The sequence below is a fragment of the Rubrobacter tropicus genome (genome assembly GCF_011492945.1).
Lineage (GTDB): Bacteria > Actinomycetota > Rubrobacteria > Rubrobacterales > Rubrobacteraceae > Rubrobacter_D > Rubrobacter_D tropicus.
In genome coordinates this window covers 3,744,281-3,768,888 of record NZ_CP045119.1, presented here as the reverse complement: position 1 = coordinate 3,768,888, position 24,608 = coordinate 3,744,281, and the positions used below count along the sequence as shown (strand labels likewise).

Below are 24,608 nucleotides of genomic sequence, written 5' to 3'. Positions count from 1 at the left end.
CCTCAACTGACGGCAAGACAATAAGAAGCCAAAGTATGTCTCTTACCTTGCTCTCCTGGCGCACCAGGAAATATAGTTAGGGGAGGGGGGTAGGTTATGTGTGACGGAAAGGATTTTGCGGCGTGGCGCAGGCGCACGGACGGGCGGTGACCTCCGAGGAAGTCGAGAGGTTGACTGGTCGCGACTTCGGCCCAGCGGGGTTCGCTTCCATGTGCAATGCGATCGCCTGGGCGTCCGCCAAAAGGAGGCCTTCCTCCCTCCCGTCCTTTACGGAGCGCGTCAACGTGCCCGACGGAGGCGTCGACGCGGAGTGGGAGACGGAGGTGCCAGAGGGCGATGGTACCTCCGCGTTACTCGGATCCGGGTGGAACGTGTTCCAGTACAAGCAAAGGGACATTGCTACCGCAAACAGGGGGACGCTGCTCTCCAAGCTCAAGAGCGATCTTAAGGGCGCCATTAAGGACCTTTGTGAGAACGCAAAACGATGCCCCGACAGGTACGTGCTCTTCGTCAACCTTGATCTCACTCACGATGAGAAGCGTCAGCTTAGGGAGAACATACTCGAAGGCTACGATAAGCCGGAGGCCGTACGAGTGGAGATCGCCGGTGCGGCGGAGATCGCCACCTTCCTCACAGACATGCCGCACCTCCGTTTCGCCTACCTGGGAACGCCCGGGTTCTCTGCGGTGGAGACCGAGTGGAACGCGCACGCTTCAAGAAAACCGTTCGGTGCGGGGGTAGACCTGGTCGGCAGGGCGACGGAGATGGAGAGCGTTACCTCGTTTTTAGAGGACCAGGGTGCTCGGGCTATGGTTCTGGCGGGACCGCAAGGGATGGGAAAAACGCGCTTGGCTCTGGAAGCTGCGAAACGTAACCGCCCCTTCGAGACCATCGTCGCCGTCGAGCCGCGGTCGCTCGAACTAGGGGATCTGCTAATGCTCGGATCGTGCGACAACGAAGTCGTCCTCATCTTGGACGATCCAGACCCCGATAAGGCCGAAGAGCTGGTCCACGGCGCTTTGGCCATCGAAGGGCTCAAGCTGCTCATCGTCTTACCCACGCCCGAGGACGCGCCCGCGCCCAACTTCGGACAAGACGATCGGGTGTCAACCCTCAAGCTGGAGCCTCTCCCAGTAGAGCGGGCGGGGGAGCTGCTGCGGGCAGCCGGGCCAAGTTTGGACTTCGGTTTGGAGCAGTGGGTGATCGAGCGGGCCGGCGGCAACCCCGACATCCTGCTTACGGCCGCGAGCGTCGGTCCGGATCTTAGGGCCAGGGCAGGCTCCTTCTCCGAGCAGGTGGGCAAGGCGTTCGAGCGCCGGGTCAAGCGCAAGTTGGGAGAAGAAGCCCTCAAGGTGCTGACGTTACTCAGCCTGCTTCCGCAAGTCGGTGTCGCCAGGGCGGCGCTCGAAGAGCTCGAAGCCGTGCTAGAAAACTTCGGCGATGGCGCAACCAAGCACGACATTCTTGGGACATTGGATAGCTTGGTTGCCGCCGGCCTCGTACGCCCGAGGGGATCCTACGCCGAGGTGACCCCGACCTTCTTCGCCAACCACCTCTGCGCGATGGCCCTCCGCGGGCGGGCCTCCGAACTCGTTGGCCTCTTCTCCGCCCTGAGCGACCGCGCGAGACGGAGGATGATTCGGCGCCTGCAAGGCCTGACCGTCGAGGAGGCATCCCTGTTCTGGGACGCCATGCTCAACTCGAGCGGCCCCCTCCGAGACTTGCCCAGCGCTTGGTCCCTTCCCGATCTGCTACGGCCCGCCGCCTCCGCGGAGCCCGGGCGGTTCGTGGACATGGTCTGGAGGGGACTATCGGTGATGAGCCGGCAGGAGCGGCGCGAAATCGCGGGATATGAACGTCAGCAGCTGGTGTGGGCCCTGCAAGAATGCCTCTACCGCAGAGAAACCGCCCAAACGGCGCTGCGGTGCCTGGGTTTGTTGGCCGAGGCGGAGACCGACGACCACGGCAGCAACGCCACGAGCGTCTTCTGCGAGAGCTTCTTCTGGACCAATCCACAGTTTCCCTTGACGCTCGACAGGAGACTACTGCTACTCCGGGAGATGTTCGAGAAAGAAGAGTTTGTGGGGATGCGCACGCTGGCGGTCAAGGCTATCGAGGGGAGCATCCCGCAGCGGGGAATGATGCTGTTCGTCAGTCAGGGGCCAACGCCCCTAGACACGGCACCCCCGATGACCAGCGACGAGATCTCGCGGTACGTCGAAGCTTTGGTCGGGCTGCTCATGGACGTCGCGCGCTCGGACGATCCAGAGGCCGCCGACGCGGCGATGGCCGTTCTTCCGAAGTCCATCGCCACGTCCGCCTTCTACGCCCGACCGCGCGTCGCCGTCGAGCGTCTGGAGACGGCGGTCGAGTGGGCGCTGACCCAGGAGGTGGCCATACCCGTGGCAGACCTCGCGTTCCAGCTACGCCGGGTGCGAGACGGGCTGAGCCGGCCCGGGACCGAGCCCGGGGGTGAGACCCAGAAACCCGTGGAAGACGTCGATCGCCTGATGGAGCGGCTCGACTCGGGGAGCTTTCCGGTCCGGTTGAAGAGGCTGGCCGGCGAGTGGACCTTCGAAGACTACGACCGTGAGGTCGACGAGCACGGGCACAACCTCGAACGGGGCGCTCGGAAGTTGCGGGACCTTGCCCAGGAGATCTTGGATAACCCGGAGCAGCTGACGGACGATCTACTCGACTGGCTGCTGTCACAGGAGGCCGAAAAGAGCCACGTTTTCTTCTGGCAGTTCGGCAAGCTGGACACAGAAAAACGTTGGCTTGCGAAGGTGGAGAGTCTCGGATCTCGCGACGGCGGGGCGGACCCATTCGGGGCGTACCTGGCCGGCCTAGCGGAGCACGACCGCGCGTCGGTGGAGGACCAGCTCGACGAGCTATCCGAGACGCGCGAGGTCAGCGACTTGGCCATCTTGGTGGCTACGAGCCGGCTGGGGGGCAGCGTGCCTGGTATCGAACGCATCGGCGTGTTGCTGTCGGAAGGGCGTGCGAACCCAGGGTTGGTCGAGCGGATCCTGCACGGACGGTGGACCGAGCCTCTTGAGTCCGAAGATTGCCTGAAACTGCTGCGTCTGCTCGCGACCCCAGATCTCGAACACGCGATGGTCGCCGTCAGGGTGGCTAACTTTTGGGATCTGATAGAGAAGCCTCTGGAAGGGGAGCTCGCAAACTTCGTGTGGAGGTGCTTGGAAGCGGCTCGATCCTCTTCCGATCATGATGACTACGACCTCGACCGCTTAAGCGCCGCGCTCGCCCGGCGGGACCCCGAAAGGGGTTTCCGGCTCCTCGAAACGCTGTTGAGACGGGCTGATGCGGCGGGTTGGGAGCCTTTCGGAGACCGTCGGGAGAACGAACTCTGGGCGACTTTACGAGGTATCGATCGCGAGAGGGCTATCCGACTCGTGATCTCGTCGGCGGTTGGGCCGCAACGCAGGATAATCGGCGTCCCGCAGCTGCTGCAGGGCGTGCTCGACCAGGAAGCGGACCGCGACCTGCTGATAGCATTGGCCGATCAGGACGAAAGACAGGCCGAAACGATCGCCCGCAGCATCACCGCGGCAGTAACTGGATTTTGGCCCGTGGCCGTCGGTTTGCTAGCGAGGTACCCCGACAACGTGGACATTCAGGACGGCGTAGCACTCGGAGCCCATCGCATCCGTGGAGGCATAATATCCCACTGGGGCCCCTCGTTCGGGCAAACCGAATCCGTGCTTGAAGATGTTGAGAGGGTCCTTGGGGATCGCGAAACGCCCGAGGCTGCCAAGCCTTGGCTTCGGGAGTTTGCGGCCTTCCTGCGAGAGAAGGCAGAGAAGGAGCGTATCGAGGAGATCGACGAGGACATAGACCTGTGAGCGCGGAGCGCTTTCTGGCCGAAGGTAGCGGCCTTTTGGGGCATAAACAATCGATCAAGATCGGCGCAACCGTGTTTCTACGCAGGGGTGTGCACAGCTTGGCTGTTTACGGTGACGGTCTGCACCAGAGGGACGTAGAGCAGTTTGGGAACCATCCGGCAGTGTTTCTTGGTTCTTTCGGCGGTCTGACACTGACACGAGATCAGGAAACCCGGCCGTTGCACTCTTCGCCGGAGATGTGGCTTTCAGCCTTGGTGCAACTCTGCGACGTCGGTGGGCGCCTTGAGGAGACATTCGCATGATCGGTCGGGGGCGATGAGCGACACGAGCGCGCCGACCCGATCTCGATACGATTGGAAACGATTCTGGTGTCCATGGAACGGCGCCCTCGATCTGAGTGACCATGGGTACCTGACTGATCCCGAAGGTCCCTACGGGCGGTTCGCAAACTCCGACCTACGTCCGTTCGAGCACATCTCCGACGTGCCTTGTCTTGCCTTATTGGGCGAACCAGGTATCGGCAAGACGACCGCCCTCCGGGACGAGTGGGAAAAGATCGAAGCCGGTGGCGACAAGACTATCTGGATCAGCCTGGGCGGGTACGGAAGTGAGACCCGACTCGCCCGCAGGTTGTTTGGCGGTGAAGAGTTCGCGGGGTGGAGATCTGGAGACTACCGCCTCCACGTCTTCCTGGATGGTCTCGACGAATGTCGCCTGCTCATGGCCAACGTGGTGGACCTTCTATTAGAAGAGTTAGCGGAGCACCCAGTGGATCGCCTATCCCTACGTATTGGATGTCGGACGGCGGATTGGCCGAAGAAGCTGGAAGGAGGCATGAACAAGCTCTGGAGAGAGGGCTCCGTCGGCGTGTACGAGTTGGCCCCGTTACGGCGCGTGGATGTGGCCGTGGCGGCCGAGACCAACGACATGAGCCCGGATAGCTTCCTGGCGGCGGTGAACGAGGCGGAGGCCGTGCCGCTGGCGATCAAACCGGTAACGCTAGAGTTCTTACTTGACAGTTACCGGGAAACCGGCGGGTTCCCGAAACACCAGGCCGACCTCTACCTCGACGGCTGCCGGCGCTTGTGCGAGGAGAGAAACGAGGACCGCGTCGACAGGGGGCTCGTCGGGGAACTCAGCGCCGATCAGCGGCTGGCAGTCGCCGCCCGCATGGCGGCGTTGACCATCTTCTCGGGTAAGCAGGCCGTCTGGACGGGACTCGAGCGGGCCGTCCAAGCGGAGGATGACATCCCGGTCAGGGAGCTTGCCTACGGCGCGGAGTCGGTCAGCGGACAAGAATTCCCCGTGGGGGAGGCCGCGATAAGGGAGGTCCTCGACACAGGCCTGTTCTCCGCCCGTGGCTCCGAGAGGCTCGGCTGGGCGCACCAGACCTACGCGGAGTTCCTTGCCGCCCTTTATCTAGCGCGCAGGGACGTAGGGGTGGAACAGGCGATGTCGCTCATTCTGCACCCCGACGACGAGGAAGGCAGGCTCGTCCCGCAGCTGCACGAGACGGCGGCCTGGCTGGCGAGCGTGTCTGACCAATTCTTTTGGGCCGTGATGGACTCAGAGCCCGAGGTGCTACTCCGGAGCGACGTCGCGAGCACCGACGTGGAAGCCAGGGCGGGGTTGGTAGCCGCCATGCTTCGGCTGTACGACGAGGGGAAATTGCTCGACATCGGCCTTATCCCGCACAAGGATTACAGGAAGCTTGCCCATCCGGGCCTGGCGGAACAGCTCAGACCTTACATCGCGGACGCTACCCGTAACTTCGTGGTGCGCAGGGTCGCGCTGGACATCGCAGAGGCGTGCGAACTGCGAACCTTGCAGGGGACGGCAGCCGAGGTGGCCTTGGACGCCTCTCAGCCCCACTTCGTCCGTAAGGAAGCGGCGTCGTTCGTGGCCCACGTCGGGGACGGGCCGACGAGGTCTCTGCTCAGGCCGCTGGCTTTGGGAGAGGCCGGCGAAGACCCGAACGGCGACCTCAGGGGGTGGGGACTCCACGCCTTGTGGCCCGAGCACCTGACCGCCGATGAGTTGTTCCGGTCCTTGGCAAGGCCAAACGACAACTACTTCGGGTCCTACGCGTCGTTCCTCAACGACGACCTGCCCGAGCGCCTACGGCCGGCCGATCTTCCTGAGGCGCTCGCGTGGGTGGAAGGTCAGCAGCGACGCCACGAGGCGTCCTACAGGCTCGCGGGCCTTATGGACCAGATCATGCTGCGGGCTTGGGATCACTTGGACGATCCGGGCGTCAAGGAAGCCTTCGCCAGGGCCGCCCTCGCGCGTCTGAGGAAGCACGACGAGATAGTGCAGGAGCGGAGGCCCGTATTCGTGGCGTCCGACTCCGACGAACCGTCCTTCCGCAACCGAGTCGCCGCAGACGACCGGAAGCGGCGTGGCCTGATGGTGGAGATGCTCGGGCTGCTCCAGGATGAGGACGACGGGGCCTGGCTCCTCGTCCAATACAAGACGCCGCTCTTGCTCGCCAAGGACGCCGCGTGGCTGATCGGGGAGCTGGAGGCCGCGCCCCCTGGACGCGGAAGGGAAGTCCTGGCCGCCCTCGTACGACGATCCTTTTACGGCTGGGGCGACGAGCAGCACGAGCTCTTGTACCTTGCCTACCAGAGAACACCGGCGCTCGCCGACGAGGTCGGCCGCTTCTTCGACCCGGTCGAGCTATCGTCCACTCAGGCCGAGGAGCAGCGTCGCTACCACCGCGAGAGTCTAAGCTGGCGCGAGAACCGCGAGGAGTCTCCGCCGCCGGACCCGCCACTGAAGGAGAGGATTCTCCGCGCGCTGGACGATGCCGAGGCCGGCGACGTGGGCGCGTTCTGGCGGCGCGTCGACTACTTCCTGAAGTTCGACGAGGACGGACGCTCCCGAGTAAGCCCGACGGAGTGGGACCTCACCGCTCTGCCCGGGTGGGAGGCCGCGGACGCCGCGACCAGGGACAGGATAGTAGGGGCGGCCGAGCGGTACGTCCTGGAAGGCGAGCCGGAACTAGACGGTTGGTTGGGCGAAGGCTCGATCTGGGAGGCTCACCCTACGGACGCTGGCTACCGTGCGCTCCGGCTGCTGGTAAATCTGGCGCCGGACTTCGTCGCCGAGATCCCGGACGAGGCGTGGGAGAGATGGGCCGCCGCGATCCTCGGCTACCCGATCTCGACGAGCACCGAAGGGATGAAGCCGCACCACGAACTGGTAGCGATGGCCTACCGACACGCCCCCGGGACGGTCATCGACACCGCGCTGTTCCTGATCGACAAAGAGAACGAAGAACAGGGCTTCTTGTCGGTCACCCGCGATCTTGAGAAGTGCTGGGACGATCGGCTCGCGCATGCCCTACTGAGGAAGGCACAGGACGAACGACTGAAGCCCTCCTGCCTTTCGTCCTTGCTGAACGACCTGTTGGACTACGGACTCGACGAAGCGGAGGCCTTCGCGGAGTCGCTTGTCGTCTCCGGGGCCGGGAATGAAGAAGAGGGAGCGAGGGCACGTGCGGTGGTGGCCGCGGGGGCCCTCATATTTCACGCGGCCGACGCGGGCTGGTCCGTGGTGTGGCCGGCCTTGCAAAGAGACGAGGGATTCGCCGACGAGTTGGTGGACGCCATCGCCAGCACGGCCCACCATTCCAACCGCCCGCAGAAGCGCCTCTCCGAGTCGGAGGCGGCCGACCTGTACATCTGGCTGATGGACCGCTACCCGCCCTCCGAATACTTCATGAAGTACCGCGACGACGGGCACCTGACCGCCATCGGCCTCAAGGAGAGCATCGCCATGTGGCGGGACGACATACCCGGAAACCTGCGCGGTCGCGGGACCTTCGAGGCCTGCCGGCAGATCGAACGAATCATGGAGGCGTTGCCCGCCCTCCTCGAGACGCTGCGCTGGACCCTGTACCAGGCCAGGGCCGAAGCGCGGCTCAAGACCTGGACCGCCCCTGATCCTACCGGGGTGCGCAAGCTGACCGCAGAACGGACAGCGAGGCTGGTGCGAAACGGGGACCAACTCCTGGATGTCGTGATCGAGTCGCTGGGCAGGCTGGAGGACAACCTGCGGGGCGAAACCCCCGCGGCGCCCGACCTCTGGAACGAGCGCGACGATGGGACCCAGAGGCCGAAGGGCGAAGAAAGGTTTTCCGACTACGTGAAGAGGCACCTTCAGGAAGACCTGGAGCGCAGGGGCGTGGTCGTAAATCGGGAGGTTGTCATAAGCCGAGGCGAAGGCGAAAGCAAAGGCCGAAGGACCGACATACGCGTGGATGCCACGGTGCGCGGCCCGCGCACCGAGGAGTACGGCCCCGTGACGGTCATCATCGAGGCCAAGGGTAACTGGTACCAGAGGCTGTACCACGAGATGGAGGCGCAGCTCGCGGGCAGGTACCTGCGCGACAACCGCTGCAGGCACGGGCTGTACCTGGTTGGGTGGTTCAACTGTCCCCAATGGGACAAAGAGGATCCGAGGCACAAGACCGCCATGCGGCGCGATCCGAAGGACGCCCTGCGCAAGCTCAACGCGAAAGCCGCGAAACTCTCACAGGGGGACCTGCGTGTAGAGGCGTTCCTCATCAACGCCGCGTTGCGCTGAGCACGAGAGCGTTGGTTGAGAATAGCTTCTCTGGGCGTTACAGGCAAGGCTCGTAGAACCCATTGAACCCTCAAACTCGTGTCTACACGTCAGGTTGCTGCCGCACTCGTGCCGGGACGGGGGCGGTATCGCTTATGGCAGTTTCGGCTCTACGACGATGCATTGGGCCCCAAAGAGTCTGATGACGGAGGTCGTCGGTTTCACCTAATCGGCACAATTCAGATCCAAATCTTGGCTCGATAACCATCGAAACGTCTCGAATCATGGTGCCCTTCGCCCTAGCCTCCGAAAGTGAGCGTCATAGCGCTTCCTGCTTTTCCTCAGAACCCAACCGGACTCAAGACACGGGTAGATTTTTACCGACAATGTCGGTAATATGCTCGCGTGCTTGGCGAAAAGGAGAGAAGCGGCGAACCCGTTGGCGCAGATCGCACATCCTCTTTAGTGGAGGCGGCAACGACCCTATCGGAGACGAGGGAGGCCTTGCGCCAGTTCGAGACCTCGGCTCTCGCCGACGTGGCGCGTACTCTCTCGGAGGTCGCCGAGAGCTTGTCGCAAACCACCAGGGAGCTCGCTTTGATACAGCGAGAAGAGTGGGCGGACGGTGAGGGAATCCGGCTGCACCTCAAAAGGACCAAGAAGCAGTTCGAGAGGATCGCGCCGCACCTTCCCAGGCACTACGTCAGCGAGCGTGGGATCCTCTACAACGTCAGGGAGGTCGACGAGTGGCTCATGAGCCGCTGAACGCGAGCGTGCTTGCTATTCTGCGCGCAGCCTGACGAGCAGGGGCCAGTAGTTCTTGGCCTGCGAAACTGGTAACTCCTCGCAGAGGCGTAGCACCGTGAGCCTGAAGAAGGGAGTTGTTGCGGGCCAGGCGCCTGCTAGTCGATCGACAAGCGCGGCGAACTCGGGGTGGACATCTCCTGGAGAACAGACCGCAAGTGCCGCGTCCACCAACGCCGAAAAGTTCACGTTTCCCGTAAAAGCTTGAACACTGGCCTGCTCACTGCCTGCTCCGCTGTCCGACTCGGCAAAGAGAGCTCCTATCCCAACGAGTTGTTCCTTTAGACGACTTCTCCAGCCCTCGTCGCCCAAGTTCAGCGACAGCTGCGAAGCTGTGTGTACCGCGAGGATTCCGGTCTGGACGTTCTTTCGCGTCAATACGACGAAATCCGTTTGTCTGACGGCTTCGTCGAGGGGTGCCACCAAGTCTTCGTAGGGGGGCAGGTCGCCGATTACGGCGTGTATCGAGGCCCACATTAAGTGTTCCTGCTCCGGGCCCCCCCGTCTGTCTAGCTTCTCCTTCACTAACGATCTGAGGGCTTGCCGGGAGTAGAGGTCGGATTGCTCTGAACCGAGGAGACTCGATAGTCTTTCTCCCCTGTCCCCGCCCAAGTAGGAGCTCAGGTCGTTGCGCGCCAGCGTGGGATCCCGGAACAGCTGAGCCCCCTGCATCCCGTCCGCGGTCTCCAAGGAGGCCTCGTTGGCGAACCTCTGGGCCTTGTCGCCGAGGCCGTAAGGCAGGCCCCCGAGCAGGAAAGCTTCCCTGGTTACTCGGCGCGGATGGGTGACATCCAACCAGTATTCACGGGACCGCTCGAACACTTCCGATGTCATACGCCTGTCGCCGGGTTGGGCGAAGGTGCGACCTAGCCAGTGAAAGGGAGCCCCCGTGGAGACCAGGATGACGAAGAGCCGGTGGGCGTGGGCCCAAACCATCGTCGAACGGATGGTATGGCTCCAGGAACGTGCCTCCGGCCAGCGGTCGAACTCGTCGTTGACCCACTTGAGTATCGAGAGGAAGGCATCGAACTCTTCTGCTCCGTCGAGGGAAAAGTACCGAGCGGCGATCCGGCGCCCGAGCCGATAGTAGGCTTCTGTGTCTTCGGCGAAGCGGCTCAAGAGCCTAACGACTTGCATCTTTGAGGGTGGCGAGCCCGGAGCGGTTAGCAATCGTCGGAAGAGCGAACAACGATCTGCGGGGGACATGGCCGCGACGGCTTCTATCACGGGCTTCGGCAAAGGAACCGGGAGGCCGGCGAGCCGCTCGATCGCCACGATAAGTCCCTCTTCCCTGATGAGGTTATCGGCAGCCGCATCGAGGGCGGCCCGGAATTCTCCGCCGGATCCCGTCTCGGGATGGAGCCGCAAGTGCCGGCTCAACGCCTTGGCGTCCGGGGGACGCAGCTCGGGTAGCTTGAACATCCGCTGTTGAGCCAGCCGCCTGTGCAGGTTTGCGTAGAACACCGCCATGCTGGTGTTTCGCCATCTCTCGGTCTCGTCGAGCCGTCGCTGGGGGTCGTCGGCGGAGGCGATCTCCACGACCGCGCGCTCGAACTCGTCGTCCCGGCAGTCGAACCAGCGGCGGTTCCTCCGAAGTACCGCCTCGCGCTCCGTGACCGATTGTCTGAGCACGGTAAGGATCTCATCGGTAATGTTGGTATCCCCACCGTCCCCCGGTAGTGCCAAGCGCAGTCCGACAGTGCCCGCTTGGTCTTGCAGGGGGGAGAACGTGATCTTCTCGTCTCCTTCGACCAGAGCGATCTTCGCTTCGCGGCCGTTGACCGCCTCGGTTGCCGCCCGCGCAAATGCGTCGGGGTCGAACGAGAGGTCGCCGATGCTCGCCACTCTCGGATGCTTGATGCCTATGCTCTCCATGAGTTTGGCGTCAAGACCGAGTTCTTTCTGCAACGTCTCGGGAAGATCAGCGAGGAACAGACGGAGCGAGAGGCTCGCCGCCCGCGCTTGATCCTCGCCCTCGATGTTCTCCTGTATCTCTGCGAAACCCTCTTTGAGGGACTCTGCCACCTCACTGATCAGATCGGGATCAGCGTCGAAGCGCTTGCTCAGAACACGCTCGTGCAACCAGGCGAGGTACGTCCGGCGCGGCGACGACTCGTCCCCATGGACGCGCCAATCGAGTTGCATCGCCTGGGACAACAGCCCGGCGAGTTCGACGGCCAGCCTGTAGCGGTCGTCCTCTTCCTCGGTTTGCGACCAGGTCATGCGCGCGAGCGCTGGCAAATCCAGGTACAGGTTGGCCAGCAGCCACTCCGCCCTAACTCTGCGTGCGTAGTCTTCCTCGTTCCCCTTCCACAGTTCGGGGAGAGCGCTGGAGGCGGAGCGGTTAAGGCCGACGACGAACTCGAGCTCCCCGAACTGGTTGGGAGCGGCCTCTGGCATCGGAGGCCGCTGGAGATCTTCGATCCGCGAGAGGCAGGCAGCATAGTAACGTCTCAGGGTACGAAGTGGCCGCGACTCGAGAACGCCCGTCTCCATTACCTGGGCCTTCCGGAGGTGGTAGAGAATCTCGTCTTGATGGAGGGGGATGAACCGTGCGTTGGCCGCCCGCAGCCGTTCGATTCTGTCATAGCACTCGTCCTCGGACAGATGACCTGCGGCGACCAGTGCTCGCAGAACCTCCAAGACGCCGACTATGGGTACACTGCCTCTGGCCGGGTAGCTGTTCGCCATCCGGTCGTCGATCCAGACCACGTCGCCGTCTTCTGCCTCGAACCTGAACAGTGTCTCCAGGCAGATCAGATCCAGCTGGGCCGAATCCGCGAGCTTGGGGTCCTCTTCCTTTCGGGAAGGCGCGGGGATAACCTCGTACGTGCCGTCCTCGATACCGCCCCTCAGCCTGTCGATCAAATCGTTGAGCCACTCGACCTGACTGCGAGCGTACTCGTGATACCGCAAAGACGCCCGAGCCCCGTCCAGCTCTCGCTGACCCACACGCATTCGGAAGAGCCCGCAAGCCGCCCAAAGTATCCCGGCGCCCGCCAGAAGCTCGGCCATTCCCCCGTCGCAGTACAGGATCGAGTCCGCCTCGGGACTCGCCGAGCTTGGCTCTTTTCGCCCCTCGTCTCCCAGCCGGCTTCGAGCGCGCGCGTATTCTCGGTCGGAGAGCTGTCCGCGCTGACGCAACACCTCAAGTAGTGATCGGCAGTTGACCAGGCGTTTCTCCGCGTCCTCCGGCAACGACATGGGTGGCCCATCCAGGCCGAGCCTGACGGGCGGCAAGAAGTCGAGTAGGAACCCATTTTCCGCGCGCGCTTGCTCGAACGCGGCTACCCAGTCTTCGCCGAGCTCTTCGACCAAGCGGGCGTCGTGGTCGGTCCGCAGTTCGGTGCTCACGACTTCCAACGAGCCGGCCTCTGCCAGTTCCACGACCTGTTTGTACTCCTCGATCTTCGAGGGTTGATGGTGCGACGTCTTCTCCGTCATCAGTACCAGGGCGGGTATAAGATCCGCCGGGATGCGTAGCGGGCCGAAGGCCTCTTCCGTCGGCTGGAGGATCTCCAAGTGTGCTGCCAGGAGCACCGACGTCACATCCAGATGGAGGCGGCGCCCAACCAGCGCGCCATCAGAATCGGGGACGGGTCCACGACCGCCGTGGCGAACAAAGAGGATGGGTTGGATCGTCGGAGCAGGCGCCCTTTCATTTGCGGAGGGTCTTCCATGGTACAGCTCCAACAACGATCGGTTCGCCTGCTCCGCGATAAGGTGGACAGGTGCCGAACCTTTGCGATAGAGTTCGTCGAGCTCGGCCATTTCCTTTCGGCGCTCTTCCAGGAATGAGAGGAGGTTCGCGGCCTTGACCGCCTGAACGCCTCCCTCGCCCCGATTCCCCAACTCTGCCATCCTCGCGACGAGCGGACCCACCTCCTCTTCGAGATTGAGCTGAAATCCCAGTGAGACGGCCATACCGACCAGAGAGTCGGGCAGGTCTTGGGAGACGGTTTCCCTCCATAGGGCCGCGGCTAGCCTCTGGTCTTCCAGTTGCACCAGCCGGCTCAACTCCAAGCGGTACTCGGGGGACAGATCTGGCGCATCTTTAAGGCGGCGCGAGATCACGGCCAGCGATTTCAGGTCGCCCTGCGCGAAGTAGAGTTGCGCAAGTGAGACAAGGTTAGGGGTGGTAGGGGATTCTTCCGCCAGCGCTTCGGCCTCGACCACCGCTTTCGGGAGGGTGCCGACGGCGGATCTGGAAAGGGCCCGAATGCGCCTAAGCTCGTCGGGCAGCTTTCCTTGGACGAAGAGATTCCTGTGCTTGTCCAGCAGCTTGATGCAGAGACGGAAGCGATCCGAGAGATACGCGGCGATCGCGGCGAGCCTGACCGCCTCGTCGGTGCCGATCTTGTCGACCAGTTCCTCCGCCCTGTCCGCCACGTAGGACCAATGTTGCCTCTGCGCCATTAGCTCGCAGTATTTCGCCAGAAAGTCGGCGTCCCCGGTCTCCTCGTAGGAGGTTTCCAGATGCCTGATTAGGCTCTCCCAATCGCCGGTTTTCTCCGCGAGCGCTCGCAGCGCCAACGTGCGGGCCTCCCGCAGCCGATCCTCGTCTTGTCCGGCTCGGTCCAGCAACCCTATTGCGGCCTCGGCGTCACCGGCGAGCGTCGATGCTTGTGCGCGCCAGAACGTCCAAAGCGCGTCGGCCCCGATCTCTCTAAACACGTGCTTCGTGTCATCCAACAGCTTCGCCGCCTCGACCATCATGCCGGATACGAAGTACAAGCTTGTCAAAGCCAGGATGTGCGCGTGCTCCGCAACACCATCCGCGACGAGTTCTGCCAACGCTGTCTCGCTCGGGCTCAGGTCGACGTCGATGCCGCGCGCGATCGCCCACAGTACGGCGCGGTAGTGACCCGGATCGGCCTGCAAGATCGCCTCGCAGTAGTCATGGGCCTCCTGCAGTTTGTCAGGGTCGTTCGCCAGACATGCCAGTCGCCAGGTTTCTAGTCGGCGTTTCTCCTCAGCTACTTCGACGGACGCAGCCAACTGTTCGAACGTCCGCCCCGCCGCTCGCAGCCTGACCAAGCTTTCGCCGTCGCGCTTGACCAGGTGCCAGTCCACCGGCTCCGGCCACGGCACGGGGCCGTTGTCCGGCAGGGCCGCCGGAGAGAGGGAGCTGAGGTAATCGACCGTCGCGGCGGTAAACCGCACGCTCTCCCACCGTTCCCCGAGTTCCAGGGCCTTCTGTATCTCCAGTTGCGCCCGGTTCAAATCCTTGGACGCGAGGCAGGAGAGGGCCCGCACCCGAAAAGTCTCGGCGTTCGGTTCCAGGTCGGTGCCGCTGAGGTCTAGGACAGCCCGGGCCTCCTCCGCCCGGTCGGCTCGTTTGACCTCGAGCAGAAGTCCGGCTCTAAGGTTAAGGGCGTCGATGTCCCGCTCTTCGGCGAGCAGCTCGACCGCCGCTTCTGGTCCCGACTCCGCGTAGGCTATAACGGCCCTTAACCGGGTATCGTTTTCCAGAGGAGCTTCGGATCGCGCTTCGTCCGCCAGCCTCTTGGCCCTTTCGACGTCGTCCGCCATTTCCAGCGCCATGCTGGCTTCCAACCTCAGCAACCTCGCCTTCAAGGCGGGGGCCGTGGCACGCCATCTGGACTCGTCTCTTCTAACTTCGTCCAGCCACTCCACCACCTCACGAGTTCGGCCTTCCCGCCACGCAGAGGTCATGCGCTTCAGGTCCCGATCGACGGTATCCGAGACGTGGGCGGCGAGCCGATCCACCTCTCCCGCGAGAAGAGCGGCGGAAGCGGAGGTCACGGACGCTTTCGCCGCTGGGGAGGTGCCGCTGACCGAGGCTAAAGCCCTGGCTTCGGCGCCCCTCTTCCAGTCGTGAAGAAGCGACGTGGGGAAACGCTGCGAGTCGTTGTCGATCAGCTTCGCGCAAGTCTGACACAGCCAAATGCCGTTCTTCGCGCTCTTCCTTTCCGCGCGGGTGAGCGCCGCGTCGTACCGCGGTCCGCCGGGAGCCGCGGCGGTGATGTGGGCTGCGACGCCGATGTTCACGGACTTCTCGGGCTCTGAGTTCGGACCGCTCGTGGTCTTCTGGCATTCGGGATTCGAGCATCGAACCCCCGCCCGCTCGGCGAGCACTTTCCTAACTTTGGCTACGAAGTCGTCGCGTCTTGTGCTCATTCGACGTCCCCATGGCACGCTGTCGCACGGAGTGAGGGGCAGGGTTGTGAAACACGAGATGACACGACTTGATGGTACCATGTGGACCGCACGGTTCATGTGGAACGAGAGGTGTTTCGTGTTAACGAACAACCGCATCCCGCTTGAGACACTACGCAGGTCCTTAGGGCAGGTGGCCCAGGACGTCGAGCGCGGAGGCTCGGTGGTAGTTGAGCGCCGCGGGGAGGAAGTGTTCGCGCTAGTGCCCATAAGGCTTTACCGATATCTGGAAGGAGAAAGGCGGGCGCTCGTGGAGTCCACCCGAGAGGCCAGGGAGGCCTTCTCCGATCTTTCCGGGGACGAGGTGGAAGGGCTGGTGGGTGCCGAGATGGAAGCCGCGCGAGACCGTACGCCTCCCACCAAGAGTGCCGACGACCGGTAAGCTTTGAGAGTCGTGGTGGACGCCAACGTGTGCGTCTCCGCGGTACTTAGCTCGAAGGGTAGTCCTGCACGCATTCTGGACCACGCTTTAGGAGAGGGCCCGCACGACTTCGAGCTCTGCGCGCCGTCGCAGCTTTTCCCCAAGATCGAGGAGGTGCTAGCCCGGCCCAAGATAGCCAACCGGCTGAAGTGGGACTCTTCGCAGATCGGAGCATATGTGAGGCGGCTGCGACTCGCTATCACAGAGATCTCCACGGGCGACTCGGACGAGGTGCCCTCCTACACGGGCGACCCGGAAGACGATCCCTACGTCATGGCCGCGGTCCTGGAGAGGGCCTCCTACGTTGTCAGCGGAGACGACGACATCCTCCAGATGAGCGATCCGCCGGTGCCGGTACTGGGACCCGCGCAGTTCGTCCGTCTCTGGGAGGCTGGGCTCCTTTAAAACGAATCCGTGACTCGCATGGTGCTGGTCTCGGCGGTGTGCGCGAGGGTCTGAGCCTCACCACGTTTGCCCGAACCGGCTCCGGAGAGCGTCTCCCTACGACTTTGCTGCGGTTTTCGATCGCGCGGGAACGTAACTTATGCTGGACGCGTTGCTGCTTCCGCTGGGCGAGCAGAGGGTAGTGCGCCTTCCCGCGCCGCCACTCCGGCATGTGCTCCGCTCAGGTTCCGCACAAGTCCAGCTCCGAGCCCGTCCCGGCCAGCCAAGTGAGCCCGCCGTCACTGGTGAGGCTGCCGCCGTCGAAGACGGCCTTGAGCGCGAGCTTCGTCAGGGTGTCGAAGCGTGTCGGGGTTGTGGCACAATCCCTCATGGAGAGCCCCCTCACTACGCCGAGTCTTGGAACAACCCGACCGTGGCGAAGGAGGTCCCCTCAGTTCAACCCGTCCCGTGAATAAGCAGGGTTAGCTGCCTATATCGAAGTGCTTAACGCTACTATAACGGTACTGTTTACCCTTGTGAGCAAGAGGGTGTGAAATGTGGGTAAGACATAGGATCGCTTCACTTGGACAGATGATCGCCAGCCAGAGAGGCAGGAGGGGGGGCGGTTACGTTGTATTCACCGGTGCCGGCGCCTCCGTGAGCAGCGGTTATCCGCTCGGCGAGAAAGTCAAAGATCGATACCTTGAACTCTTGTACCCGTGTAAGTCGCCAGGGTCACAGCGAGAGCTGTTCAAGAAGGAGCACTCCCGCTCCCCCACATTCGCTAACGTTTCTCGAACCGTCCTCGATCAATACGGGAAGGACAAGGCTCGCCACTGGATCCGTCCACTGTTTCAAATGGGGAAGCCCAGTTCAGGTTATGAATCCTTGGCCGAACTAACGGTGGAAGGCTACTTCGCAGACTTCCTTTATACGGCGAACTGGGACAATGCGTTGGAACTCGTCTTGCCACGTTCAAGAGCCATCATAAGAGAAGCGGACATGAGATATGACCCCGATGTGGATTTCGATATCTTCAAAGTTCACGGCGACTTCGATCAGCCAGACACGATGGTGTGGGAGCAGAATCAGGTACAGGATTGGTTAGTTGAGAGGCTCCGATCGGCCGTACGGAAATACGCGATCATCTTCGTCGGGTACTCTGCCAGTGACCGGGACATAGTTGAGGCTCTTCGTCCGGCATTCGAATCAGGAGGGCCGAGAGAAGCCTGGTTTGTCGGTCCTGGGGACGGTACTGTGCCGACTGAAATCGCTGAGCCCCTAGGTGCCTCCGGAAATCCTTCAAACGCTCTCTCAGTCGAATTCGACGATTTCATGCAGCGATTGTCAGAGGCAATTCGCGGCGCGGCTGCCCCCCTCAAGACGGAGGACCGGCAAGAATTACCGGCACGGTCCCTCCACAGCCGCGTGTATCGTATAGTTCGCTCCGAGAATCCGGTAATTCTGGAGTCGCCCCTGCCTTTTGACGGTCGATGGCACCCTCCTAGGGAGCGGGCACTCTACGCTACATTGAGTCCGGCCAGCGCATTAGCAGAGGTACTCGCACGGCGGATACCTGGCGACTTTAAGACCGTCCCGTTCGACTTGGTCGAGCTAGAAGTACAGTTAGACAAGGTTCTGGACCTGCTTGACCCCATGACTCGCGTTGCCATGCAGATAGACGGACGGATTCTTAGCGACCGGCATCTGAGCAGAGGAATCGCCGCAAGGGCTCGTGATGCTGGTCTAGAGGCGCTTATAGCCCCCTCCCGCTACTCGCCAAGCGGGAAAGTCTTGGTGGTTTTCCTTGACGCTCTACTGCCTAATAGTCGAGTAACCGTACTCAACCGTCACCGGGTCGCCAACGGCGGCTAAGGAGGTTCGCCAGCAAGCCGGGACCACGCCCGTGAATAATCCGGGTTAGGGTTGTACTTGGCCAGCGACTACGTGCATCCTCTGCCAGGTCGGGGCAGGTGCAGGGTGATGAGGATCTTCCTGCCGGAGGCCGAGGGCGAGCTGATGCACGACGACCTGCCGGTGGCCGTCTGCTCGGCGGTCGCCTGCTCGGCGGTCACCGCCAACACCGGCCCAAGCGTCACCGAGCGGCTGACCGCCGAGGTGATGGTTTACCACCGCATGGAAAGGGCGCCGGTGTGGATCGAGCACTGGCCTCCCGAGGCCACCGACGGTCGGGCCGAGACCTTCGAGCTGGTAGTCTTCTCGCACTATGAGGTCAGGGAGATAGCCCACGCCGAGGGCGAAGAGGTCCGGCCGGAGATAGGGAAGCCCGCGGCGTGGAAGGGTTTGGACCGCGGGACGGTGGAGCGGCTGCTGGGACAGGTGGTGTAGCCCACGCCGCGGGCTTACCCCGTCTTCGCCTCCTCGGTTTCGTGGTTGTCGCCCTCGGACAGCTTGGCGCGGTAGAACTTCCTGAACTCCATGAGGTCCTCGAAGTCCTCCTTCGGCACCGTCTGCCCGTAGGCGTAGGCGGCCCCGAACAACTCCCACTCCTCGTCGCTGAAGGCCATGATGGCGTCGGCGTAGACGGGGATCTCGCGCGGGCACGCCGTGACGCCGCGCATCCAGTCCGAGACGCTCCTCTGGTTCACGTCCCTCAGCCTGCCGGACATGGCCCTGATCTTGAAGCCGCGCCTCCGGCACTCCGCCGCGAAGGTGCTCTGGTTGAGCCCCTCGACTCCAGCAGCCGGTCGAAGACGTGGCCGCAGTACATGTATTTGCCGTCCGCCAGACCCGGCTCCAGACTCTTAGGTTGACCCGACAGGAGCATACCCGCCCTGCGGTAACGGCTCAAGGTCTCCAGCAGGCCTTCCGTGCCCTCCAGAAGCGTCATGGTGGCATTGTACCGACAATATCGGTAATATGCACGCTGATAGGCTACCGAGCATATCGGTAAGGAGGTTTCGAGGATGGGGAGTGGTTCTACGGGACGGGCGGCTAGGCGCCGACGTGACGGGGAGGCGAGCGGGGGGAGACGGCCGTGAGGGGGCGCGCCGTCTCCGGCGGGAAGAGGAGGTTGTGCGTCGTCGTCGGGCGGGGCGGGAGATGCTTCGCGTGCGGGGGCTGGAGGAGATCGGGGCAAGGGCGGCAGGGACTGGAGGGAAGGTTTGCGGTCGTCCGTGACTGTCCCGTGTGCGGGGGACAGGGCAGGGTGAGGGTCGTGGACTTCGGCGACGGGTGCAGCGGCCTTCCCGGTGGGACGTCGTGACGCCTGGTTTGCCGGGTACCGGATCTCGGAGGGGGGACGAGGGCCGTGAGCGTTTGGGCGCCGAACCCCACGCCAGGAGTTCGTCCAGCATCGCGGCCACGTTCTCTTCCTGTCCGGGGCTGGGCGCGAACTCCGTGTAGTCCCGAAAATCGTCGGCTAAGGAGAGCGCGACGTGGTGGCGCACGTCGGCGACCTTGAGCTCACCCATGACCAGGCGCAGGTGCTCGACGGCGCGGATGCCCCCGTCGACGCCGTAGCTGACGAAGCCCGCGACCTTGTCGTTCCACTCGGCGAAGAGGAAGTCGATGGCGTTCTTGAGCGCCCCCGGGATGGAGTGGTTGTACTCCGGGGTCACGAAGACGAAAGCGTCGAACGGCGCGATCTTTGCTGCCCACTTGTGGGTGTGTGGCCGAGTATACTGGCCGGCGAGGGGGGGGACGGGCTCGTCGAGATGGGGTAGCGCGTGGTCGGCGATGTCCACGACCTCGAAGGTCGCGTCGTCGCCGCGCGCCCCGGGCGGGTGCTCCCGACTACGATAGCCACCCTCGGGCGCCCGGTGCGTTCCGTACGCCCGACGGCGCTCTGTTCGGCCTGTTGCAGGTCGTTACCTCCTGCGAAGCTCGTGTACGTATTTCGGGATCCGTGCGCGGCGGCAGAGCCCGCTGTCGGTAGGAAACGGCCGGGGCGAAGGTCCGGCGTCGGCGTCGCCACCGCCCGCCGCGGGGGCTGCGTCGCTCAGCGCCGCCCTCAGGGGAAGCGGAACGAGCCGACCTCCGTAAGGTCGGTTATGGTCGGGGGCTCGTCGCACCTCTCGTCGAGGGTCGACCGGAAGCGCCCGAACGCCTGGAGCCCGGACAGGGCTTGCGGGCCGTGCTCCATCGCCACGAGGTCCACGAAGCTGACCCCGTCCTCCAGCCGGAAGGTCGCGTACCTCAGTCCTTCCGGCCGCGCCGCCTCCATCTCCTCGTAGACGGCGCGGATCAGCTCCAGGTTCCGCTCCACCTCCTCCGGCTTGACCTTGTAGCGGATCATCACCGCGGTCACGATCGTCCCCCCTCCCCGCCCGTTGGGAACCGCCCCGGAGACCCCGCGACGCCCGGTCGCCCCAAGGCGTCCGCGATGGCCTCGACGGCGTCCTCGCCGCGGTGCCGTTCGCCGTCCTCGAAGACGAAGGTCGGCACGGAGGAGATCCCGTCCCGCCTCGCCGCGGCGACCCTCTCGCGCACCTCGGCGACCCCCCCGTCCGAGGCGAGGAAGCCCCTCGCCCGTTCGCCGTTCAGGCCGACCCGCCCGGCCAGGGCGGCGAGCTCCGCGTGGTCGGCGACGTTCGCGCCGTCGCGGAAATGCGCCTCGTAGAGGGCCCGCGCCAGCGCGGCCTGCGGCCCGGCGCCGTGCTCGCGCAGGGCGAACCACAGCAGCCTGTGAGCGGCGAAGGTGTCGACAGCCAGCGCCCGGTCGAACCGGTACTCCACTCCCTCGTCCGCGCCGAGCCGGGTCATCCCCGCGGCCATCATGTCCGCCCGATCCCTGCCGAACATCTCGGCCATCACCTCCATCAGCGGCCTGGGCTCGCCGGTCCCGCCCGAGTCGAGTTGGTAAGGAAGGTGAACGAGCTCGACCTCCCCCTCGCCGCCGGCGGCGGCCACCGCGCGATGGAACTGGTGCGTGCGCAGGCGGCACCACGCGCACGCCACGTCCGCGTAGACTTCGACCTTCATGTTTCCCCTTTCGTTCTGCGGACACAGTCGAATCACCCGACGAGCCCGTCCCGGGCACGAAGCCCGCCCCCCGCGGTCCGCGAGACACGGGCGGCAACCCGCTCGAGCGGCCACAGAGGGCGCACTAATTGCCTTCCCAACAAATCATTAGACATCAAATAAATAGATACCACATCGTTTTATGCTATGTCAATAGACGTCGAAGTATCTGCTAGTATCTAGCCCATGAGCGCTTCTGAGAAGTCACGATGGAGCCCGGCGGTCTCCCCAGACGACGGGGAGTACGCGGACGCGCTGCCCATCGGGCTGGCGTTCGTCACCGCCGCGAAGGCGCTTAACCGCGCGTTCGAGGGGGAACTGGCCGCGGCGGGCGGCTCGCGGCCAGTCTGGCAGATCGTGCTCGCGCTCAAGCGGCGCCGTTGGCCCACCCAGCAGGACCTCGCTGCCGCGGCGGGCATCGTGGGGCCGACGCTCACCCACCACCTCGACCGGCTGGAGAAAGGCGGGATGATCGAGCGCTCGCGCGACCCGGACGACCGCCGCGCCGTGCGCGTGGAGCTCACCGCCGCCGGAGAGGAGCTCTTTCGCCGCCTGGACGAGGCCGCCGTGGGCCTGGACGAGCGGCTTCGGACCGGGCTGTCCGACGAGGAGCTCGACGCCTTCCGCGGCGTGATGGGGCGCCTGCTCGAGAACGCCGGCGCCTGAACCGGCCCGGTCTGGCGGCGGTCGCCCGGCATCGCCGCCGGGCTCGGGCGATGTGGGGTCCGTATTGTACCGGCTAGACTCTGGCCACGCGGGCGCCCGCGCCCCCGGCCGCGCCGTCTCTTACCGGCGCGCCGCTCAAACGAGACCCCGCTTTCTCCGTCGTTGCGGCGCGGCTCGGCCGCAGCCACCAGCGCAACGGGGTTCGGCAAACTTCGGTTCGGGTGCGCGGCGCGGCTTTGTCGCCCCGCTCACGACGCCACGTCGCGCCGCAGGAAGAGCAGCGCCGCCGCCAGGACGAAGACCACCGCGTAGGCGGACAGGACCAGGGCGGCCAGGCCGGGCGCCACGAGAGAACTCGTGGACACCGCGCCCGACGCCACTGTCCGCGCAGATCGACCGCGTGTCGTACCGGATAGAGCCTCCACCTGATAACCCCCAAGCGGAAGGTGGCATCCTGGACGACGAAGGCAACGTCAGCAGCAGAATCCGCGGGTTGAGCATCCGTAGCATACGCAGGCATCTCGGAGCGCCCGAGCGCGACCCTTACGAGGGTTGGTAGAAGGTGCCGTGCGAGCCGACGTTCGCGAACACGCTGCCGATCCGCTCGCAGGCAGCAAAGCGCCCGACTCGGTTATGGTCGAGTTATGGTCAAATGCCTTTCGCGGCAGAGGATCTTCAGACCAGACGTGGCAAAAATTACCCGCAAACCACCATAAAATTTCCCCACGAAGGGTTCCTTGAAGAGAGTCATCACGCCCGACTCTGAATCACTTAGTCCAGGTTCGAATCCTGGTCCGGCAGCAACAAAAACCGTCTATTTGCAGGTAATTTAGAATCGCGACCCGCCGTGCCCTCGAACCCAACCAAGAAGTTGACCAAGACTGGCGTTCTGGACGACCCGGTGGCGGGAAGGCGAGGTCGTATTCTCGCGAGTCCGCCCGAAGCCCGTCCAGTGGCGCCACAGACTTCAGTATCGGGGGTGCCTTCTTCGGGTTTCCCCGCTTGTCCGGAAGACGCCTTGTCGGTCCCGCTCGTTCATCCGCTATCTGCGCGAGCGCCGTTCTCGAGTGATCTTGGAAAACCCACGGTGCCGCAGGATTGCAGTTCGGTGGCTCGTCTACGCTCACGGGGTGCTAGATGACCGCCGTTATCTTCCAAGTGCTCATGTCGCGACTGCAGGTCGCCTGCCCACGGCCAGGGGGCGGGGCGGGAGTCCGGCGTGCGAAGCCGGACCGAAGGCGGTCTACCGACCGTCGGAGATAGCGGGATCCCTCCGACGCCCGGCGGCGCCGATGGCGGGTGGAAAGGAGGACTGCATCCCCGGGGTAGTGGTCTTAGCGACGCATGGCAGGGTGCGAACCCGGACTGGTTATGCAGAGTCAGGAGAAACTTTTGCAAGATTTGTTCAAAACTTCTTGACAATACGGCATAAGTTGGGGCAGAATGCGCGCAAGAGGGAAAGGAGAGTATGGGCGACGAAGCCGCAGCCGGGCAGGCCAGTACGCGTTATCCGCTCGTGGGCAGCGGGGTCCAGGCAGGCATCATGGCGCACGTTCACGCGGAGGCCAAGCCGGTTTCCAGGGCGCAGTTGACCGCGGCCCTGAAGGCCACCCGCGGCAAGATCTCGGCCGAGGTTGCGGGGCTCATCGAGGCGGGGTTCCTCGCCGAGGAGGGCCTCGCGGAGTCCGACGGGGGGCGACGGTCGTCCTTGCTCGGCATCCCCCGCTCGGCTGGGCTGATAGTGGCCGTCGACTTGGGGGCGACCTCCGTGGACGTCGCGCTGACGACCTTGGGCAGCGAGATCCTAGCCTACAGGGGCGAGCCCGCGGACGTCCGGTTCGGTCCTGAGCCCGTGCTTGAGAGGGTCAAGGCGCTGGTTGCGGAGCTCTTGGAGGAGCAGGGAACCGGCCGGGAGGAGATCCTGGCCGTCGGCCTGGGCCTCCCCGGGCCCGTCGAGCAGACGACCGGGCTTTTGACCGTGCCCCCGATCATGCCGGGTTGGGACCGGTTCCCGATCCGCGAGGTGCTCCTCAGGGAGTACGCTGCACCCGTTTTCGTGGACAACGACGTCAACGTCATGGCCTTGGGGGAGCACTGGGGCGGGGTCGGCAGGGGTGTCGAGGACATGATCTTCGTCAAGATCGGGACGGGGATAGGCAGTGGGATCATCATCGGCGGGAGGCTTCACCGCGGGCCTCAGGGCTGCGCCGGCGACCTCGGCCACGTCATGGTGGACCCCGACGGCCCCACCTGCACCTGCGGCAACCGCGGATGCCTGGAGGCCATGGCGGCGGCCCCGGCGATGGTCGCGCGGGCCGAGAGGTGCGCCAGGGACGGCCGCTCCGAGGTGCTCGCGAGGATCGTGGGCGAGGGGGGGGAGCTGAGCGCCCGTGACATCGGTGAGGCGGCCAGGCGCGGCGACGCGTGCGCGCTCGACGTCATCCGGCGGACCGGGGGCCTCGTCGGCCAGACGCTCGCGTCGGTCGTGAGCGTGCTCAACCCCTCGCTCATTGTGATCGGGGGCGGCGTCTCGCACATAGGCAACGCGCTTTTGGCCGAGATCCGCAGCTCCGTCTACCGGCGGTCGCTGCCTCTCGCCACACGCAATCTGCCGGTCGTAATGAGCGAGCTCGATGACATCGCGGGTGTGGTAGGCGCGAGCGTGATGGCGGCGGAGGGGGTGATCGCCGTGCGCAATTAGGTCCATCGCGTTACAGGGGCGACGAAACATGCCG

15 protein-coding genes are annotated in these 24,608 nt (G+C 64.1%); 9 read left to right on the top strand and 6 right to left on the bottom strand.

The window, feature by feature from the left end:
• Positions 1-146 precede the first annotated feature (146 nt).
• The 3 genes from GBA63_RS18760 to GBA63_RS18750 all read left to right on the top strand — a co-directional run bounded on the left by GBA63_RS18760 (position 147) and on the right by GBA63_RS18750 (position 9,200).
• Positions 147-3,866 carry an ATP-binding protein gene (locus tag GBA63_RS18760; RefSeq protein ID WP_166178562.1) on the top strand — a complete coding sequence of 1,240 codons (3,720 nt, stop codon included), beginning with the start codon at positions 147-149 and terminating at the stop codon, positions 3,864-3,866.
• Between the two features lie 501 nt (positions 3,867-4,367).
• Positions 4,368-8,456, top strand: coding sequence for an NACHT domain-containing protein (locus GBA63_RS18755; RefSeq protein ID WP_207956914.1), 4,089 nt, complete (start codon positions 4,368-4,370; stop codon positions 8,454-8,456).
• Between the two features lie 483 nt (positions 8,457-8,939).
• Complete coding sequence (locus GBA63_RS18750; protein WP_166178558.1) at positions 8,940-9,200, top strand: hypothetical protein; 261 nt, start codon at positions 8,940-8,942, stop codon at positions 9,198-9,200.
• A 15-nt stretch (positions 9,201-9,215) separates the two neighbouring features.
• Here the strand turns inward: GBA63_RS18750 and GBA63_RS18745 are convergent, their stop codons facing one another.
• Positions 9,216-15,380, bottom strand: a complete 6,165-nt coding sequence (locus GBA63_RS18745) for an HTH domain-containing protein (RefSeq protein ID WP_166178556.1) — start codon at positions 15,378-15,380, stop codon at positions 9,216-9,218.
• A gap of 46 nt (positions 15,381-15,426) precedes the next feature.
• Here GBA63_RS18745 and GBA63_RS18740 point away from each other — a divergent pair, with 46 nt between their 5' ends.
• Both GBA63_RS18740 and GBA63_RS18735 read left to right on the top strand, forming a co-directional pair.
• Positions 15,427-15,801, top strand: a complete 375-nt coding sequence (locus tag GBA63_RS18740) for a type II toxin-antitoxin system prevent-host-death family antitoxin (RefSeq protein WP_166178554.1) — start codon at positions 15,427-15,429, stop codon at positions 15,799-15,801.
• Between the two features lie 15 nt (positions 15,802-15,816).
• Positions 15,817-16,245, top strand: a complete 429-nt coding sequence (locus tag GBA63_RS18735; RefSeq protein WP_166178552.1) for a putative toxin-antitoxin system toxin component, PIN family — start codon at positions 15,817-15,819, stop codon at positions 16,243-16,245.
• A gap of 220 nt (positions 16,246-16,465) precedes the next feature.
• On the opposite strand, the gene GBA63_RS18730 is transcribed toward GBA63_RS18735, so the two are convergent.
• Positions 16,466-16,615, bottom strand: a complete 150-nt coding sequence (locus tag GBA63_RS18730) for a hypothetical protein (RefSeq protein WP_166178550.1) — start codon at positions 16,613-16,615, stop codon at positions 16,466-16,468.
• Positions 16,616-16,779: 164 nt separating this feature from the next.
• On the opposite strand from GBA63_RS18730, the gene GBA63_RS18725 reads away from it, so the two are divergent.
• Both GBA63_RS18725 and GBA63_RS18720 read left to right on the top strand, forming a co-directional pair.
• Entirely contained in the window at positions 16,780-18,099 is a 1,320-nt protein-coding gene (locus GBA63_RS18725; protein ID WP_166178548.1) for an RES domain-containing protein, read from the top strand.
• A gap of 57 nt (positions 18,100-18,156) precedes the next feature.
• A complete protein-coding gene (locus tag GBA63_RS18720) occupies positions 18,157-18,573 on the top strand; it encodes a hypothetical protein (RefSeq protein ID WP_207956913.1) in 417 nt (138 codons plus the stop codon).
• A gap of 14 nt (positions 18,574-18,587) precedes the next feature.
• On the opposite strand, the gene GBA63_RS18715 is transcribed toward GBA63_RS18720, so the two are convergent.
• The 4 genes from GBA63_RS18715 to GBA63_RS18700 all read right to left on the bottom strand — a co-directional run bounded on the left by GBA63_RS18715 (position 18,588) and on the right by GBA63_RS18700 (position 21,168).
• The gene (locus GBA63_RS18715; protein ID WP_166178544.1) at positions 18,588-18,854 is read right to left on the bottom strand and encodes a hypothetical protein; all 267 of its coding nucleotides are present in this window, start codon (positions 18,852-18,854) and stop codon (positions 18,588-18,590) included.
• 135 nt (positions 18,855-18,989) lie between these two features.
• Positions 18,990-19,931, bottom strand: a complete 942-nt coding sequence (locus tag GBA63_RS24520; RefSeq protein ID WP_207956912.1) for an NADPH-dependent FMN reductase — start codon at positions 19,929-19,931, stop codon at positions 18,990-18,992.
• Between the two features lie 266 nt (positions 19,932-20,197).
• Complete coding sequence (locus GBA63_RS18705) at positions 20,198-20,494, bottom strand: hypothetical protein (protein WP_166178542.1); 297 nt, start codon at positions 20,492-20,494, stop codon at positions 20,198-20,200.
• Positions 20,491-21,168 (bottom strand): DsbA family oxidoreductase, encoded by a 678-nt coding sequence (locus GBA63_RS18700; RefSeq protein ID WP_166178540.1) that lies wholly within the window; start codon positions 21,166-21,168, stop codon positions 20,491-20,493. Before GBA63_RS18700 ends, GBA63_RS18705 begins: the two co-directional genes overlap by 4 nt.
• Before the next feature lie 225 nt (positions 21,169-21,393).
• Here GBA63_RS18700 and GBA63_RS18695 point away from each other — a divergent pair, with 225 nt between their 5' ends.
• Both GBA63_RS18695 and GBA63_RS18690 read left to right on the top strand, forming a co-directional pair.
• The gene (locus GBA63_RS18695; RefSeq protein ID WP_166178538.1) at positions 21,394-21,873 is read left to right on the top strand and encodes a MarR family winged helix-turn-helix transcriptional regulator; all 480 of its coding nucleotides are present in this window, start codon (positions 21,394-21,396) and stop codon (positions 21,871-21,873) included.
• A 1,468-nt stretch (positions 21,874-23,341) separates the two neighbouring features.
• Positions 23,342-24,574, top strand: a complete 1,233-nt coding sequence (locus GBA63_RS18690) for an ROK family protein (RefSeq protein WP_166178536.1) — start codon at positions 23,342-23,344, stop codon at positions 24,572-24,574.
• The last annotated feature ends 34 nt before the right edge of the window (positions 24,575-24,608 follow it).

What these genes read in the sequence shown, in the direction of transcription:
- GBA63_RS18745 (WP_166178556.1), bottom strand. Translation starts at nt 15,380, where the DNA reads ATGAGCACAAGACGCGACGACTTCGTAGCCAAAGTTAGGAAAGTGCTC.
- GBA63_RS18730 (WP_166178550.1), bottom strand. Translation starts at nt 16,615, where the DNA reads ATGAGGGATTGTGCCACAACCCCGACACGCTTCGACACCCTGACGAAG.
- GBA63_RS18725 (WP_166178548.1), top strand. Translation starts at nt 16,780, where the DNA reads ATGTGGGTAAGACATAGGATCGCTTCACTTGGACAGATGATCGCCAGC.
- GBA63_RS18715 (WP_166178544.1), bottom strand. Translation starts at nt 18,854, where the DNA reads ATGTCCGGCAGGCTGAGGGACGTGAACCAGAGGAGCGTCTCGGACTGG.
- GBA63_RS18700 (WP_166178540.1), bottom strand. Translation starts at nt 21,168, where the DNA reads ATGAAGGTCGAAGTCTACGCGGACGTGGCGTGCGCGTGGTGCCGCCTG.
- GBA63_RS18695 (WP_166178538.1), top strand. Translation starts at nt 21,394, where the DNA reads ATGAGCGCTTCTGAGAAGTCACGATGGAGCCCGGCGGTCTCCCCAGAC.
- GBA63_RS18690 (WP_166178536.1), top strand. Translation starts at nt 23,342, where the DNA reads ATGGGCGACGAAGCCGCAGCCGGGCAGGCCAGTACGCGTTATCCGCTC.